Source organism: Pedococcus sp. P2_E2, from assembly GCF_056403955.1.
In genome coordinates, this window is sequence record NZ_JBFUEM010000012.1 from 23,543 (window position 1) to 39,048 (window position 15,506).

Sequence of the window (15,506 nt, forward strand, 5' to 3'; positions counted from 1 at the left end):
GCGCTGCCAAAGCCGACCGTGCCCCCGGGCAGCCCATAGCGCAAAAAGCGTCGTCAGATAGGCGCGGCTGATGCTCGAGCGGGTTGCAGACATTGGCCCGCTATCTTCAATGCGGCAGAAGCCGAGGCTGAGACAGAGCCACGCGGAATTTAGCGCGGTAAGCAGCAGACCCGGACACACGCCCTATGTGGGCGACTTGTAGACGTTTGCTGTTGGCGGCTTCGCCCAGATTCAGCTCTGCAGCAGATCTGATGCCCAGCCTCCCCCCGGCTGGCTCGCAGAGGCCAAACCCCAAGATCACAAAGAGTGGACTCGGGGCATGCAGTAGTGCATAGTCGGATCTATGCAGTAATGCATAGGGCATTGCTTGCGGATCCGAGAGGTAACCATCATGGCCATCGCGAAGCGCTTCAAGATCTCCCACGACGAGGTGTTCCCCCATGGAGCCTTCATCGTCTCGCCCGTAACGCCGGTGTCGGACTTCGACCGGTCGACACGGGAGAACAAGGTGCAACAGGTTGACGTCGACTCGGGTCTGCCGATTTGGCAGGTCGATGTGCTGGACCTGGACCCCGACGCATCGAAGAGTGCCCGGACCGTCACTGTGAAGTTCCTGGCGAAGGTCCAGCCAGTGCCGCCGGCCAACGAAAGCGGTGGCCCGATCACGCCCGTGATCTTCCACGGCCTGTCCGCCCTCCCCTACGTCGAGAAGGTCAACGAGGACTTCTCGCGCATCGCTTGGTCCTACCGCGCCGACGCAATGGGCCCGGTGAAGTCCGGATCCAGCAGCCAGCAGAGCCCGACCAAGGCTGCCTGACGTGCGCCCCATCGACATGGTTGCGTGGGCGGAAGCCCTAGGCGTTGGTGAACTTGAACTCCCGTGGGCACTCTCGTCGCGGGTCCGCCTGGTGGAGGAGCTCCACGCGGAACTGACAAAGCTGCGCGTGGGCCTCTCCGATGCTCCAGACGAAGGAATGCTCGCTTCGATCAGCTCCGCCAGTCGTGCCCTCGGTGCAGCGGGGGACCGGCTGACCGACGCGCTCTCCGACATGAGAAGGGAGAGGTGAGGTGCGCGGCGGGCAGGCGAGGCAGTGGTCCACCGCGGTCGGAGTCGCGCCAGACGAGGTACACCGGCGGCTTCAGTCGCTCTGGCGCGAGCAGGAGGACCTCTTCGGTCGGCAGTCCAGGCTGAGGGATCAGCTGCACAGCTGCCCCGATCGAGACCTCGACGAACACCTCCTTCAGGTCGAACGTCACATGGGCGAGGCCGCGATGCTCATCGGCAACGCGGTGGCGAGTGTCGCGGGCGCGGGTTTCTGACATGGACCGCTCCCCCGCTCGTCCGATGTTCGACAGTGACGATCCTCTGTCGATCGTCCTCGAAGGAATCGTCCGACTCGGCTGGGCGCTCGTTCGCGCCATCGGCGCCATCCTGCTCGCAGCTGCCCGAAACCCAGTGCCGGCGATCATCGTCGTGGGGCTCGCAATCGAGGGATACGTCCTGGGATCGCGGTTCCTCATCTGGACGACCATCGGAGTCCTGCTGGCGCTGATCACGTGGAGACTCGCGGCACCGAGCTCATTCGCCAACACTGCGCACCCGCGACTCGCCTCGATCGCCGCCGCACCTTGGTACCGCTCAAGGTGGGCCAAGGTCGCGTCACGCAACGGACTGGTCGCCTATGACCACCAGTTCAACGGCCACGGCGCAGAGCAGTCCAGGCTGCCGAGGATCCGGCGGGTCCGCGTCACGAGGGCGGGAGTGCACACCTTGCAGCTCAGCCTCCCCGCTGGGCTCACCCCCTCGCACGTGGCCGCACAGTGCGATGGCCTCGCGCATGCCCTTAAGTGTCGAGAAGCAAGAGTCGTTGAGGACTGCCCGGGCCGCGTCTTCCTCGAGTTGCACCGCCGGGATGTGCTTGCACCGGTGATCCGTCCTTCAGCACCCACGGGGCAGGTCGACCTGGCGGCGGTTCAAGTAGGTCGACACGAGGACGGGGAGGCTTGGTGCCTGCGTTTGCTCGGCACACATGTACTTGTCGCGGGGGCAACGGGCGCCGGTAAGGGATCCGTACTTTGGTCCCTGCTCAACGGTGCGGCCTCTGCGATCGCGGCCGGGTCATTGCAGGTCTGGGCCATCGACCCCAAAGGCGGTATGGAACTGCGTCCGGGCCTTCCCCTTTTCGCGCGCTTCGAGGACGGCAGCGCCGAGCAGATGTGTCTGGCACTGGAGCAGCTCGTGACCCTCAAGGACGTCCGAGCGAGGGAGCTGGCACAGAATGGCGTGCGCACCCATGCGGCGAACCCGAAGTCCCCCCACATCCTGCTCGTCGTCGACGAGTTGGCCACGTTGACCGCCTTTGCCGAGCGCACTGTCGTTCGGCGCATCGAGCAGGCGCTCGGGCTGCTGCTCACTCAAGGCCGAGCCTGCGGCATCACGGTGCTGGCAGCTGTTCAAGATCCCGGCAAGGACGTGGTCGTCTGGCGGGACCTGTTCCCCACCAGGATCGCCATGCGTTTGGACAACCCCATCCAGGTCGACATGGTCTTGGGAGACGGTGCCCGAGACCTGGGTGCGGCCGCCGACCACATCAGCGAGCTGACGCCGGGAGTGGCCTACGTGCGAGTAGAGGGGACCCGCGCTCTACGGCGAGTGCGCGCGTCGTACCTAACCGATGCCGATATCGCTGAACTCGCCGCGAGCTCACCCAGACCCACGCCCATCCGTCTGACTGCCGTAGCGGACACCGAGAGAGGCGAAGTCGCATGAGTCGCACCCCACGATCAAACCCGGACGTCGGGTACGGACGCCCGATGCCCTGGATCGACCTGGGCCGAGAGTTCTCAGTCAGTCAGCTCGACGCGAGTCGCTGGCAACCACTGGGATCCTGCGCCGGCAGCTCGTCGTGGCTTTGGTTCGAGGACGCCAACAGCCCCAAGACGCGTCGCGCCGAAGCGATCTGCGCAACGTGTCCAGTCCGACGCACCTGCCTCGCGGCTGCTCTTGTGTATGCCGAGGAGTTCGGTGTGTGGGGAGGGGTGCCCGCGTGCAAGCGCCGGCCCTTGCTGGTCAGGCTTGCCTCTGGGGAACTTCTAGGGACCGTTCTTGACGACGCACTCGAGCAGCAGGATTCCAAGGTTGCCTGATGGGACGCGATCTGGCGTTACGCCGTGGCCGGGAACGGTTTCCCGGTCACGGTGATGGCGCTGGACTCGAGCTCGGCGAGCTGTCGACAGCCGAGGAACGGCACATTGTCCGTCGCCTGACGAACGGGTCCTTCGACGCCTGGGCGAGCACGGCTGCTCGGGTGGGCTACTGCACCAACCCGATCCGGGTTAGCGGTACCAGCACGACCTTCGATCGAGACACTGGTCAACCACTTCAGACCTACAGCACCCTTGACGAGGCCTTCGGGGTGCTCCACCTCCGCTGCGGCAACCGCCGCGCTGACGTGTGCCCATCCTGCTCGCGTGTTTATGCAGCCGACACCTTCCACCTGATCCGCTGCGGACTCGCTGGTGGCAAAGGAGTTCCGGACACCGTCGCCGAGAACCCTCTTGTCTTCGCCACACTTACTGCACCATCATTCGGCAGCGTTCACGGGGTGAGGGACGGCTCGCGGCGTTGCCACCCTCGCTCAGGGACCACGTCAAGGTGCCAGCACGGTCGCTCAATGTCCTGTATGCAGCGGCACGGGCCGACTGACCCCGGTCTCGGCCAGCCCCTGTGCTGGGAGTGCTACGACTACGCCTCCCACGTGGTCTGGCAGTGGTGGGCACCAGAGCTGTGGCGACGGTTCACGATCACCCTGCGGCGACTCATCGCCAAGACATTGGGGGTCAAGCCGCGTGACCTGAACGAGCACGCAACCCTCCAGTACGCCAAGGTCGCCGAGTTCCAGCTGCGTGGGATCGTCCACTTCCACGCCCTCGTACGCCTCGATGGGCCCAAGAGCGACGATGGCTTTGCTCCGAGCCCGCCCTCCATCGACCCGGCACGGTTGGCTCTGCTCGTCGAGGAAGCCGCCCGAGCTGTGAGCTTCACTGCTCCAACAGCCTTGGACGACAGCCTCGAGCGAGGTCTGCGCTTCGGATCCCAGATTGACGCACGAGGCGTCCGGACCAGCCGACGTACCGACGATCCGGCGGCAGCGCTGCAACCGGAGCAGGTGGCGGGTTACCTGGCCAAGTACGCCACCAAGTCGGCCACCGAGAGCGCCGACGGCGGCAGCAACCCCCACCTTCAGCGGGTACAAGCGGTAGCGACCGCCATCGCTCAGTGCGCGCATGGCACGGCGGAACTCTCGAACCCTGACGAGCTCGAGGTCCCCTACGAGCGGATGGCCAATTGGGTCCACATGTTGGGGTTCCGTGGACACTTCGCGACCAAGTCCCACCGCTACTCCGTCACCCTCGGGGCCCTCCGCAGAGCCCGACGTCGCGCACAGACCCTCATCGCCGCGGCTCGCCGCGAGGGCAAGCGAGTCGACTTGGCCGGGACCGAGGCCGAGCTCATGGCGGATGACGAAGACGAGACCACGCTCGTCATCGGAGATTGGCGCTTCGCCGGCACGGGGTGGGAAACGTCTGGCGACGCCGCCCTCGCAAGGGCGGCCGCCGCAAGAGCACGCGAGTACGCGCAATGGAAGTCCCAACAACGGCGGAGGACACGACCAAGGAGGAGCAATGTGCATGCGACATGACCCGCTGTGGACCGTCGACGACGTATCGCGGTACCTCGGCGTCCCAGTGCAAACCCTGTACGACTGGCGGCTCAAGGGGACTGGCCCGCCGGTGTTCAAGGTCGGGCGTCACCTTCGCTACCGCGAGAGCGCCGTCATGGAGTGGCTCGAGCGTCACACCGCGGTGGCGTGACGTGGCCCGTCATCAGCTCGAGGTTGGAGCTTGGGGCGACGTGTCGATCCAGCGGGTGAGAGGCGGGCCCAGCCCGATCGTCGCGCGTGCACGGTTTCGCGGCTTCGATGGCAAGGTCCGAAAGGTTGAGCGGTGGGGGTCGAGTCCTCGCGGCGCTCGACAGGCTCTGGTGGCCGAGCTCGAGGAACGGAAGCGTCGCGGATCTGGCGGTCAGCTCACTGGTGCATCAACCCTCTCTGAGGCAGCCGAGGTCTGGCTCAGCCGCATCCAGCGGTTGGCTGGCCTAGGACAACGATCGCCGGGCACTGTGGAGACATACCGACGTCAGCTCGAAGGTCATGTGCTCCCTCGGATCGGTGGTCTGAGGCTTCGGGAACTCACAACGCCCGTCGTGGATCGTTTCGTGCTCGACGTCTACCAGGACGTCGGCGCCGCTACCGCACGCACCTGCCGATCGATCGTGTCAGGCGCCCTGAGTCTGGCGGTCCGCCAAGGCGCGATCCCAGCAAACCCAGCGCGCGAGCTGGAGCGTCTCGAGGGGACACGGGCCAAGGAACCCCGATCACTCACCAGCGAAGAGCAGGCAAAGTGGTTTATGGGCATGGCCGGGGATGATGTTGCCGTCCGTCAGGACTTGGTGGACTTTTCGGCATTCCTGCTGGCCACCGGCTTGAGGATCGGTGAAGCCCTGGCGGTGCTTTGGACCGAAGTCGACCTGGACACCGGTGCCCTGACGGTGACGTCGACCTTGATTCGGGTGACTGGACAGGGCCTGCTGCGCAAGACGACAAAGTCAAAGGCAGGTCAGCGCGCCCTCTTGCTGCCGACCTGGTGCGTGGCGATGTTGCGGCGCAGGTTCGAGCTCGGCGTCGCTCCGGACGAACCGATCTTTGCCACCGTTGATGGCCGCTTCCGCGATCCCCGGAACGTGTCGCGGCAATTGGCTGACGCCCGCGATCGACTCGGCTTCGGGTGGGTCACCTCGCACACGTGGCGTAAGACCATGGCGACCATCCTCGACGGCGGAGGTGCCTCACCACGCATGATCGCCGACCAGCTCGGACACTCGCGGGTGTCGATGTCTCTCGACTTCTATCTCGGGCGCAGATCGGTCGACCCGCGAGTCCTTGCCGCACTGGAAGCCGTCGATCCACACCGCTTCACCCTTGAAAGCGGTGGGCAAAGCGGTGGGTCGGTTGCCCAAGGCGAGGGAGGCTGAGGAAAACATGCTGGTCAGAGAGCCGACGAGGGGACTTGAACCCCTAACCCCTTGTTTACAAGACAAGTGCGCTGCCAATTGCGCCACGCCGGCCTGCCTGCCGCAGCAGACGGCGACGATGGTACCGGCGCGGGCGCCCTCGTCGAGAATTCCTGACCACCACACGGCAACCAGTGCCAGGGGGACAGCACCTGTTGCCACGTGGACGTCACGAATCGCCGCTCAGGCTGGTCGGTGACCATCCCGGAGCAACACGTCGCACCGGCGCACCGGCGCACGGGCTCACCGGCTCACCGGCTCACCGGCTCACCGGCGCGGTGGGTCAGCGGGCGTTGAGGTAGCTCTGCAGGGTCCGCACGGTGGCGCGGTCGAGCGAGTGCGAGCCGTTCTTCCGGGCGCCGATCTTCGCCTGCAGGGCGGCGACCGTCTTCGGGCCGATCACGCCGTCGGGCGCCGAGCCGACCTTGCGCTGCAACGCCTTGACGTCGGCGCGCGACAAGGTGCCGTTGACCGAGCCCCCGACCCAGCGCTCGATGGCGGCGTTCGTCTTCGGTCCGCGGATGCCGTCGACCACCAGCCTGCCCGCGGACGACCGTGCAGAGGAGGTCGCGGGGGCCTTGCGCACCACCGACCGCGACGCGGCTGTCTGCGTCGTGGTCGACCCGGCGTTGACCGCCCCGCCGTTGGCGCGGGTCAGTCCGGCCCGGGCCCCACAGGTCGGCCAGGCACCGGGCCCCTGGGAGGAGAGGACCTTCTGGGCGACCGAGATCTGCTGGGCCTTGGAGGCTCGGTTCGCGGTCGCGGCATAGCGCTCACCGCCGAAGGCATCCCAGGTGCGGTCGGAGAACTGCAGTCCGCCGTAGTAGCCGTTGCCCGTGTTGATGGCCCAGTTCCCACCGCTCTCACAGGCGGCAACCCGGTCCCAGACGGTCGATGCCGACGCGGAGGTCGCGGTCGCCATGCCTCCCGCGACGGTGGCGACACCGGCGACGGCGACACCGGTCACTCGACGGCGGACGGGGTTGACCTTCCGAGCAGAGTGCTTCGGGGCATAGAACATGGCGGGGGGGTTCCTCTCCTGACCGGCGCCTGCGGGGTGAGCTGTCGGGTTCGGGCTGTCAGGTGCCCGGTCGGCCGGAGCCGACTTCACCCCAAGGCCACCGTGGTGGCCGAATTGGGTCCCCCGTCCTCGTCTGCCCGGAGATCTTCCGGCAAGACATCCACCTGACGAGGCTCGGCGCGGTGGATGTGCATGGCTGATTGGGTATGCCGTGTGCAGTTGTGAGAGCGCATTTGCGCAGGTTGTCCACCGTAGAGGGCACTGACCCCGGCGACAAGCAATTCGGACACATTGACGGCAGCCCGCCGCCGGCTGTCGATCGCCGAAGGTCACCCGGTGCCGTTGATCAGCGCCGGCGGGCCCGCCGCTTCTGCACCATGCGGTGGTCGAACGGCGCGGCCATGAACTCCCCCAGCACGCTGCCGGCCGCGATCGCGAGCAGCACCGCCATCGCCCCGAGCAGGGTGGTCAGCCCGCCCTGGAGGGACAGGCTCCCGGAGTTGGCCGACGAGCCGTTCACCATCTCGTAGAGCCCTCGGAAGATGGCCAGACCCGGCAACAGTCCGTAGGACGCGGGCACGACGAGCACCATGGCCGGGGCACCCATGCGCAAGGCGAGCAGTCGGCCGGCACATCCCAGCACGATGGCCGCGCTGCCGGCCGCCGCGAGCTGGCCGAGCCCTTCGACCCGGGACACCGCGAGTGACACGGCGACCCCGACGGCGCAGAGCAGCCCGCACGGGATGACCAGCAGCCGCCGGCTCCGCAGCGACACCGCGCCGGCCACGCCCACGACGAACGCTCCCACCACGGCCAGCACCACGGGGGCGTCGAGTGCCCGCGTCGCCATGATCGAGGGTGAGGCGAGCTCGAGGTCGAAAGCACTGGTCAGCGCGAACGTCAGGGACAGGCCCGTGGCCACCCCCAGGATGATCCCCGCCGTCGTCAGGAAGACGGCGAACATCCGGCCCGCACCCGTGACCGAGTAGCCCGAGATCGCGTCCTCGAACGCGGAGGCGACCGTCCGACCCGGGAGGAGCACCGTGATCCCACCGGCCACGATGAAGGCGAAGTCGGATGACGACACGGGCAGCCAGCCCGCAGCACCCAGGCTGAAGGCGCCCCACGCGATCGTCGTCGCCAGGAAGCCGCCGATGGCGCACTGGTAGAAGTCCGGGAGGCCTCCGCGGCCGAGGACGCGGGCGGCATACCCCACCAGGAGGGCCGAGATCCCCGCAACCAGGGCAGCGACCACACCGGCGCCGAGCATGACGGCGATGGCCGCGGCGAGCAGCCCGAGGGAGCCACGAACCGTCCACTTGGGCCAGAACCGAGGCGCGCGCCGGATCTCGCGCAGCTGCTCTGCCGCCGCCTCCCGGTCGTACGAGCCGGCGACGAGGTTCTCCACGAACTCGTGCACGGCCGTCAGCCGGGCGAAGTCGCGGGTCGACGAGCGCACGACCCGGAGCATGGTGATCGGCACCCCCGAACCGGTCGAGCACTGGATCAGCAGCGACTGGAGAGTGATGTCGACCTCGAGGTTGTCCAACCCGGCCGCGGCGGCCACCGCCACCACGGACGACTCGACCTGCGGTGCGCCCGCGCCACAACGCAGCATCAGCTCGCCGACCCGCAGCGCCAGGTCCAGGGACGCCCTGGCCTCACGCTCCTCGGCGGCCGCCTGGAGCACACGCGGGTTGCGGTAGGGCGTGTGTCGCAGGCTCTCGATCATCGGAAGCGTCTCGGTGAGCTCCTCCCCCCGCCAGATCCGGCTCTGGCGCAGCACCGGACGACGCTTGACCGGTCGTGGCCTGGCCGGCCTGCCCTCGGTGCCCTCCGTCATGCGGTGAGGCCGACGCCGGACAGCAGCCCCGACGGCGCCTCGGTCGGCCACCACTGCGGCACACCGGAGTTCTGCAGGCTCCACACGGCGAGCGCGCCAGCCGCAAGCAGCAACAGGACCACCAGCACCTGGGTCGCCCGCGGGCCGGGGCTGACTCCGCGGATGATGCTTCGGGTGCCGCGGCGCAGGCCCGACCCACCCGGGCCCCACCACGCCATCAACGCGGCAACCAGTGCGCCCACGGCCAGCGGGGCGGAGGAGTTCGGGTGCGGCGAGCCGCTGTTGACCGCCACCGCGGCCAGGGCTGCGCTGAAGACCGCACAGATCCCGACAAGCAGGGGCAGGATCGCGCTGACAACGGTCGCGAGCGCCCCCACGACGAGGTGCCAGGGGCTCGCGACGACGGCCAGCGGCATGTCGGACCGGCGGCGGCCGCGGTGGTGGCGACGCAGCACGAGCGAGGTCACCGAGCGGTCCGCGGTGCGGGCCGCCCAGGACCAGAGCACCGCGACCGCGACGGCCACCACGGGGAACCCCGCCGCTGCCGCGACCACGACGGTGAGCAGGGCCAGCAGGGTGCCGGTGCGCGCCGGGCGGCCGATGCGCGGGTCCGGCTCGCCGACCTCCCCCTCCCAGGCGGCCTGCCACTCGGACAGCTCGCCCTCGGGCTCGTCCCAGGGCACGAGGTCCTGCTCGGGTTCCGGCGCCCACTGCCCGTCAGACACCCACTGCGGCTCTGGGGCCCATTCCGGTTCGACAGGCAGGGCGACGGGCCCGGCGGCGACCGCAGGGCGTTCCCAGCGTGCGGTGGGACGGTTCTCCAACACCTGGGTATGCCGCGGGGGCGTCGCGAGCGCCTCGGTCACCGGTTTCCCGGTGGCGTAGCGCTCCAGCGCGTCGACGACCTCGTCGGAGTCGGGGCGCTGGCGCGGCTGCGGCGACAGCGCGGCATACAGGAGTGGGGCGAGGCGCGGGTCGACCCCGGTGAGGTCGGCCTCGCCCCTGCTGACCCGCGTCAGGACCACGTCCATCGGTCCGCGGCCGAAGGGCGGGGCGCCGCTGGCGGCGTAGGCCAGGGTGGCGGCCCATCCCCACCAGTCGGTGGCCTCGGTGACCGGGGCGCCCTCGACGACCTCGGGGGACAGGTAGCCGGGCGTCCCCATGACCAGCCCGGTCATGGTGATCCGGACGTCGTCTGCGACGTGGGCGATGCCGAAGTCGATCAGCACCGGGTCACCGTCGAGGAGCAGCACGTTGCCCGGCTTGAGGTCGCGGTGGATGACGTCGGCGGCGTGGATGGCGTGGAGGGCGTCCGCGAGGCCACGGCCCAGCCGGAGCAGCTCGCCGCCACGCATCGGGCCGGACTCCTTCACCACGTCGTCCAGGGCGGGGCCCGGGACGTAGCGGGTCACGAGGTAGGGCCGGTCGCCGTCGAGGTCGGCATCGATCACGGCCGCGACACGGTGGTCGTCGATGCGACGCAGGACCTGCACCTCGCGCGCCAGGCGGGTGCGGGCGTCGCGGTCGTGCGCCACGTGCGGGCGCAACAGCTTGAGCGCCACGGCCCTGCCACTGGGGTCGAGCGCCAGGTGGACCACTCCCATGCCGCCCTCGCCGAGCTGCTGGATGAGGCGGTACGGGCCGATCCGGAGGCCGTCGGGCGCGACGGACCGGCCGCTGCCCTCCATCGCCTCGGTCGTCATCCCCCTGCGTCCTGCGCCGTCATCCCCCTACGGTACGTGAGGGACCCCTGTGAAACGGGTGAGGTTACTGCTGGATGTACCCAACAAGTTGGTCACGCTCGGACTGGAGCTCGTCGATCCGGTGCTTGACGATGTCGCCGATGCTGACGATCGCGTGCAGCTTGCCATCGACCACGACCGGTACGTGGCGGATGCGCAGGTCGGTCATGGTGCGGGCCAGCTCGTCGATCTGGACATCAGGCCCACACGTCTGGACGTCGGCCGTCATGATCGAGCCCACGGGCGCCAGGAGCACGGCTGCGCCGTCACTGTGCAGGTGGCGCACGACGTCACGCTCGCTGACGATGCCGGTCACGCTTTCACCGTCGTCGCTCACGACGAGGGCACCGATGCGGTGCTCGGCGAGCAGGTCGAGCAGCCGTTCCACGGTCTCCTCGGAGCGGATGGTGACCACTTGGCCACCCTTGCGACGCACGACATCCGAGATCCTCATGCTCAGACGGTAGACCGCCGGGAGGGCCACCGCTAGGGGGAGCCCACGCACGCGGCATACCCGCCGGAGAGCTCCCACGGCCGTGGCACCGTGTGCCGTCAGGTCGGCTCGCGACATAGGGTTGCCACTGCAACTACACCGTGGAGTTGATTTTCTGTGCCTCGCAGCCAGCAGCAGTTCGACCTGGTCATCGCCGCCAACCGATTGCCCGTGGACCGGGTCGTGGACGCCGACGGGCAGGAGTCCTGGCGGACCAGCCCGGGCGGTCTGGTCACCGCCATGGAGTCGGTCATGCGCGGCCGCGAGGGCGCCTGGGTCGGGTGGCACGGAGAGGCGGGCGAGTCCCCCGAGCCGTTCGTCGAGGACGACATGTACCTGCGCCCCGTGCCCCTGTCCGAGGACGAGGTCGCCCACTACTACGAGGGCTTCAGCAACGACACGCTCTGGCCGATCTACCACGACGTCATCGTCCCGGCGACGTTCCACCGGTACTGGTTCACCGCCTACGAGACGGTCAACCGTCGGTTCGCGGAGGCGGTCTGCGAGGTCGCCGCGAAGGGCGCGACGGTGTGGGTGCACGACTACCAGCTGCAGCTGGTGCCCGCGATGGTTCGCGAGCTGCGTCCGGACGTGCGGATCGGCTGGTTCGACCACATCCCCTTCCCGCCGGTCGAGCTGTTCGCCCAGCTGCCCTGGCGCCGGGCCGTGCTCGAGGGGTTGCTCGGAGCGGACTACCTCGGGTTCCAGCGGGTCGCGGACGCGCAGAACTTCGTCCGTGCCTGCCGGCAGCTGCTGGGACTGCCCACCAAGGGGGACACGGTCTCGGTCTCGCGCGCCGACGACAGCCGGCGGGTGCGGGCCAGCGCCGTCCCGATCTCCATCGACTACGTCGGGCTCGAGGCGGTCGCCAAACAGCCCGAGACCCAGCAGCGCGCCAAGGAGATCCGCGAGTCGCTCGGCAACCCCCGCACGCTGCTCCTCGGCGTGGATCGACTCGACTACACCAAGGGCATCGGGCACCGGATCAAGGCCTACGGGGAGCTCCTCGAGGAGGGCCAGGTCTCGCCGCCCAACGAGGTCTTCGTGCAGGTGGCCACGCCGAGCCGCGAGCGGGTGGCTGCGTACCGCGAGCTGCGGCACGAGATCGAGGGCGAGGTCGGACGCCTCAACGGAGAGCACAGTCGCATCGGTTCGCCCGCGGTCCAGTACCTCCACCACTCCTACCCGCGGCAGGAGATGGCAGCGCTCTACCTCGCCGCCGACGTGGTCCTCGTGACCCCGCTGCGCGACGGCATGAACCTCGTCGCCAAGGAGTACGTCACCTGCCGTCACGACGAGGGCGGTGCGCTGGTGCTCTCGGAGTTCACGGGGGCCTTCCACGAGCTGCACCAGGCGTTCGTCTGCAACCCGCACGACATCGAGGGACTGAAGCAGACGATCATGCGGGCGATCGAGACGCCCGAGAAGGAGAAGCGGCGCCTGATGCGGTCGATGCGTCGCCGTGTCGCCGACCACGACGTGCAGCGGTGGGCATCCCGGTTCCTCGAAGCCCTCGCCGTCGCGCCGGATCGACCGCAGCGCACCACCAAGGAGCAGAAGGCCGACGACGAGCACGCCACGGCCGACCGCAAGGCGCGCGACCTGCACAACGCCGAGGACTCCATCCCGTGAGCCTGCCCCCGGGACTGACGGAGGCCATCGACGAGTTCGCTTCTGCGACAACAGTGCTCGTCGCGTCTGACTTCGACGGCGTGCTCGCGCCCCTCGTCCACGACCCGATGGCATCGCGCGCCCTACCGGGCACGATCGAGAGCCTCGAGGGCCTGGCGGCCCTTCCCTCCACGTATGCCGCGGTGGTGTCCGGGCGCGACCTCTCGACCCTGACCCAGCTCACCGGCCTGGCCGACAGCGCCGTGGTGCGGATCGGCAGCCACGGGGCGGAGACCAGCTCCGAGGTCGGTCGCGGCCTGAGCGACGACGAAGCACAGGCGCTCCACCGGGTCACCGACGACCTCAAGGACCTGTGCGTCGGACTGCCCCCCGGCGTCACGCTCGAGTTCAAGCCGACGGCCGTAGTCCTGCACACCCGCCGGATGGCCGACGAGTCCGCCGCGCGCGATGCCGAGGCGGCGGCGCTCGAGGTGACCACCCGGCATACCGGACTGCACGTGCTGCACGGCAAGCACGTGGTGGAGGTGAGTGTGGTGCGAGCGGACAAGGGCACCGCGCTGGTGGCGCTGCGCGACGAGGTGGGGGCGGACGTCGTCACCTACGTCGGCGACGACGTGACCGACGAGGACGCGTTCCGGGCGCTGGGGCCCGACGACCTCACCGTCAAGGTCGGTCCCGGCGAGACCGCTGCGCGGTTCCGCGTCGACTCCCCCGAGGACGCCGCCGAGGTCCTGCGGCTGGTGTTCGACCGACGCTCCGGGCGGTAGGGCGGTCTCGGCGGGTGTCCGCGCTGTGGATGGTGCTGGGCCAGTTGTCATCTGTTTGCGTAGAGTCGCGTGCGATCGGGTAGCGGGGGCTACTGAGGGGGATCGACCGTGGGTTCTGTGCGTGCGTATGCCGCGTCCGGCCTTGGCGTGGCGCTGGCCTTGGTGGGGTGTTCGTCGGGGGGCGCCGACCCGCCGGTTGGAGGTTCGACGACGTCGAGGAGTGCGACGAGCTCACCGCCGAGCAGGTCGGCGACGACGACTTCGCCTCCCACGACTGCTCCGGTGGACATCCCGGCGGCGGCAAGGGCGCACACCCCGGAAGGCGCCGAAGCCTTCGTGCGCTTCTTCGTCGAGCAATCCAACGTGGCTTGGACCAAGCCCGCGGCAGGACTACTCCCGCCGTTGAGCGATCCGGGTTGTATCGCGTGCAAGGGACTTGAGACCACGGCCTCCGAATTGGTCACCAAGAAGCAACGCTATGTCTCAGCCCCAATCACCCAAATCCGGACAACAGCGGTTTCCGGTGCGGTGGCTGCGCGCCAACTGATCCGTCTCACCGCCAACCAGAACCGGGTCAAGGTCGTGGACGCTGCCGGGACCGAAGTGAGAACGGACCCTGCCATGAAAATCGCGAGGACCGTGCTACTCATCTGGGGGGATGAACAGTGGCGAGTATTCGACGCACAGTGACTGCTGTTTGCCTTGGCTCTGTCCTCGTCCTGGCTCCCGCGGCCGCCTGGGCCGCGGACGGTTGGGGCGGCCTGTTCACGGGTGGTGGCTCCCGAACGACTCTGTTCGACCGCGCGGAGTTGTTAGCGATCCATGCTCAGGCGGCTGCAACTGCCGCGAAAGCGACGAGACATGAGTACGCGTCGGTCTCGAACTGTGGGTCGAACTCGCCCGACAATCCGAACGCGGATGACCTGTGCACCGAGGCCGCGGCCTTCTGCGCCGGAAACACCGATCAGCAGGGGCTCGGGCCGAGTGTGCGGCTGTTCCGTCGCACCGTTGACGCTGCGGGGAGTGCGACTGGGCCGTGGGTGCAATACGGGATCACGTGCTTCCCCGAGGACGCGCCGGGCGCGCGGCCGGTGGTGACGATGGCGATGGTCCTGGCGGCGTTCCACGACACCGCGTTCGCGAGGCCGACGTTGGAGGTCCAGCCCAAGGGCAACGTGACCCTGGTGACCCTGCCGACGTACTTCGAGACCCGCTGGCCGGACGCCGGCTACGAACCGGGCGAGATCGACCACGTGGACCGGGCGCGGATGGCGGGCTTCCGGGTGGAGATCCGGCCGCGGGCCAAGAGCATCACCTACGTCTACGGTGATGGCACGACGAGTGGGGCGGTGACCTCTCTGGGAGGTCCCTATCCGGAGGGCGACATCACCAAGTCGTACGCGAAGTCCGGCGACTTCACGGTCCGGGCCGATGCCACGTACACGGGTGAGTTCCGCGTCAACGGTGGCGAGTGGATCGACATCCCTGGCGAGGTGACGATCCAGGGCACCCCCGAGACCCTTCAGGTGAAGACAGCCAAGGCGAGGCTCTACACCCGCTGACCGGCGCCCACCCCGACGTGTTGCCGGCAGATCGTCACCGACCCCCGATCCCGGGCCTCCCGTGACCACCAGGACGCAACAAGTCCAGCCCACGCCGACGTGTTGCCGGCAGATCGTCACCGACCCCCGATCCAGGGCCTACTTTGACCACCAGTACGCAACAAGTCCAGCCCACGCCGACGTGTTGCCGGCAGATCGTCACCGACCCCCGCAATCAGGGGTCCCGTGACCACCAGGACGCAACAAGTCCAACCCACGCCGACGTGTTGCCGGCAGATCGTCACCGACCCCCGATCCCAGGCCTCCCGTGACC

At 68.6% G+C, this 15,506-nt stretch carries 17 protein-coding genes, 1 tRNA gene and 1 riboswitch; of the genes, 12 read left to right on the plus strand and 6 right to left on the minus strand.

Features of this window, described 5'->3' with window-relative positions; all coding sequences use genetic code 11:
- Positions 1 to 391: 391 nt before the first annotated feature.
- From AC1DWR_RS19310 to AC1DWR_RS19345, 8 genes are all read left to right on the plus strand, one after another.
- Entirely contained in the window at positions 392 to 817 is a 426-nt protein-coding gene (locus tag AC1DWR_RS19310; protein ID WP_477624988.1) for a plasmid replication, integration and excision activator, read from the plus strand.
- 1 nt (position 818) lies between these two features.
- Positions 819 to 1,067: a hypothetical protein gene (locus AC1DWR_RS19315; RefSeq protein ID WP_057376494.1), complete on the plus strand. Its 249-nt coding sequence runs from the start codon at positions 819 to 821 to the stop codon at positions 1,065 to 1,067.
- Position 1,068: 1 nt separating this feature from the next.
- Positions 1,069 to 1,320 carry a hypothetical protein gene (locus AC1DWR_RS19320; protein ID WP_477624989.1) on the plus strand — a complete coding sequence of 84 codons (252 nt, stop codon included), beginning with the start codon at positions 1,069 to 1,071 and terminating at the stop codon, positions 1,318 to 1,320.
- A gap of 1 nt (position 1,321) precedes the next feature.
- Complete coding sequence (locus AC1DWR_RS19325) at positions 1,322 to 2,770, plus strand: FtsK/SpoIIIE domain-containing protein (protein ID WP_477624990.1); 1,449 nt, start codon at positions 1,322 to 1,324, stop codon at positions 2,768 to 2,770.
- 44 nt (positions 2,771 to 2,814) lie between these two features.
- A complete protein-coding gene (locus tag AC1DWR_RS19330; protein ID WP_477624999.1) occupies positions 2,815 to 3,147 on the plus strand; it encodes a WhiB family transcriptional regulator in 333 nt (110 codons plus the stop codon).
- A complete protein-coding gene (locus AC1DWR_RS19335) occupies positions 3,147 to 4,703 on the plus strand; it encodes a replication initiator (RefSeq protein ID WP_477624991.1) in 1,557 nt (518 codons plus the stop codon). The genes AC1DWR_RS19330 and AC1DWR_RS19335 overlap by 1 nt, the downstream gene beginning before the upstream one ends.
- Complete coding sequence (locus AC1DWR_RS19340; RefSeq protein WP_056922324.1) at positions 4,693 to 4,875, plus strand: helix-turn-helix domain-containing protein; 183 nt, start codon at positions 4,693 to 4,695, stop codon at positions 4,873 to 4,875. Before AC1DWR_RS19335 ends, AC1DWR_RS19340 begins: the two co-directional genes overlap by 11 nt.
- 169 nt (positions 4,876 to 5,044) lie before the next feature.
- The gene (locus AC1DWR_RS19345; protein ID WP_477624992.1) at positions 5,045 to 6,094 is read left to right on the plus strand and encodes a tyrosine-type recombinase/integrase; all 1,050 of its coding nucleotides are present in this window, start codon (positions 5,045 to 5,047) and stop codon (positions 6,092 to 6,094) included.
- Between the two features lie 20 nt (positions 6,095 to 6,114).
- On the opposite strand, the gene AC1DWR_RS19350 is transcribed toward AC1DWR_RS19345, so the two are convergent.
- From AC1DWR_RS19350 to AC1DWR_RS19370, 5 genes are all read right to left on the minus strand, one after another.
- Positions 6,115 to 6,187: transfer RNA gene (locus AC1DWR_RS19350), tRNA-Thr, on the minus strand.
- Between the two features lie 229 nt (positions 6,188 to 6,416).
- Positions 6,417 to 7,154 (minus strand): transglycosylase family protein, encoded by a 738-nt coding sequence (locus tag AC1DWR_RS19355; protein WP_477613941.1) that lies wholly within the window; start codon positions 7,152 to 7,154, stop codon positions 6,417 to 6,419.
- Positions 7,155 to 7,165: 11 nt separating this feature from the next.
- Positions 7,166 to 7,318: riboswitch (cyclic di-AMP (ydaO/yuaA leader) on the minus strand.
- Positions 7,319 to 7,500: 182 nt separating this feature from the next.
- Positions 7,501 to 8,997, minus strand: a complete 1,497-nt coding sequence (locus AC1DWR_RS19360) for a threonine/serine exporter family protein (RefSeq protein ID WP_477613942.1) — start codon at positions 8,995 to 8,997, stop codon at positions 7,501 to 7,503.
- Positions 8,994 to 10,700: a serine/threonine-protein kinase gene (locus tag AC1DWR_RS19365; RefSeq protein ID WP_477613943.1), complete on the minus strand. Its 1,707-nt coding sequence runs from the start codon at positions 10,698 to 10,700 to the stop codon at positions 8,994 to 8,996. The genes AC1DWR_RS19360 and AC1DWR_RS19365 overlap by 4 nt, the downstream gene beginning before the upstream one ends.
- Positions 10,701 to 10,764: 64 nt before the next feature.
- Positions 10,765 to 11,193, minus strand: a complete 429-nt coding sequence (locus AC1DWR_RS19370) for a CBS domain-containing protein (RefSeq protein ID WP_477613944.1) — start codon at positions 11,191 to 11,193, stop codon at positions 10,765 to 10,767.
- A 156-nt stretch (positions 11,194 to 11,349) separates the two neighbouring features.
- Between AC1DWR_RS19370 and AC1DWR_RS19375 the strand changes: the two genes are divergently transcribed.
- On the plus strand, positions 11,350 to 12,864 hold the full coding sequence (locus tag AC1DWR_RS19375; protein WP_477613945.1) for an alpha,alpha-trehalose-phosphate synthase (UDP-forming): 1,515 nt from the start codon (positions 11,350 to 11,352) through the stop codon (positions 12,862 to 12,864).
- A complete protein-coding gene (otsB, locus tag AC1DWR_RS19380; RefSeq protein WP_477624993.1) occupies positions 12,861 to 13,631 on the plus strand; it encodes a trehalose-phosphatase in 771 nt (256 codons plus the stop codon). Before AC1DWR_RS19375 ends, otsB begins: the two co-directional genes overlap by 4 nt.
- A gap of 89 nt (positions 13,632 to 13,720) precedes the next feature.
- On the opposite strand, the gene AC1DWR_RS19385 is transcribed toward otsB, so the two are convergent.
- Positions 13,721 to 13,903: a hypothetical protein gene (locus AC1DWR_RS19385; RefSeq protein WP_477624994.1), complete on the minus strand. Its 183-nt coding sequence runs from the start codon at positions 13,901 to 13,903 to the stop codon at positions 13,721 to 13,723.
- A gap of 10 nt (positions 13,904 to 13,913) precedes the next feature.
- Between AC1DWR_RS19385 and AC1DWR_RS19390 the strand changes: the two genes are divergently transcribed.
- The gene (locus AC1DWR_RS19390) at positions 13,914 to 14,321 is read left to right on the plus strand and encodes a DUF6318 family protein (RefSeq protein ID WP_477624995.1); all 408 of its coding nucleotides are present in this window, start codon (positions 13,914 to 13,916) and stop codon (positions 14,319 to 14,321) included.
- Between the two features lie 350 nt (positions 14,322 to 14,671).
- Positions 14,672 to 15,193: a hypothetical protein gene (locus tag AC1DWR_RS19395; protein ID WP_477624996.1), complete on the plus strand. Its 522-nt coding sequence runs from the start codon at positions 14,672 to 14,674 to the stop codon at positions 15,191 to 15,193.
- Positions 15,194 to 15,506: the final 313 nt, after the last annotated feature.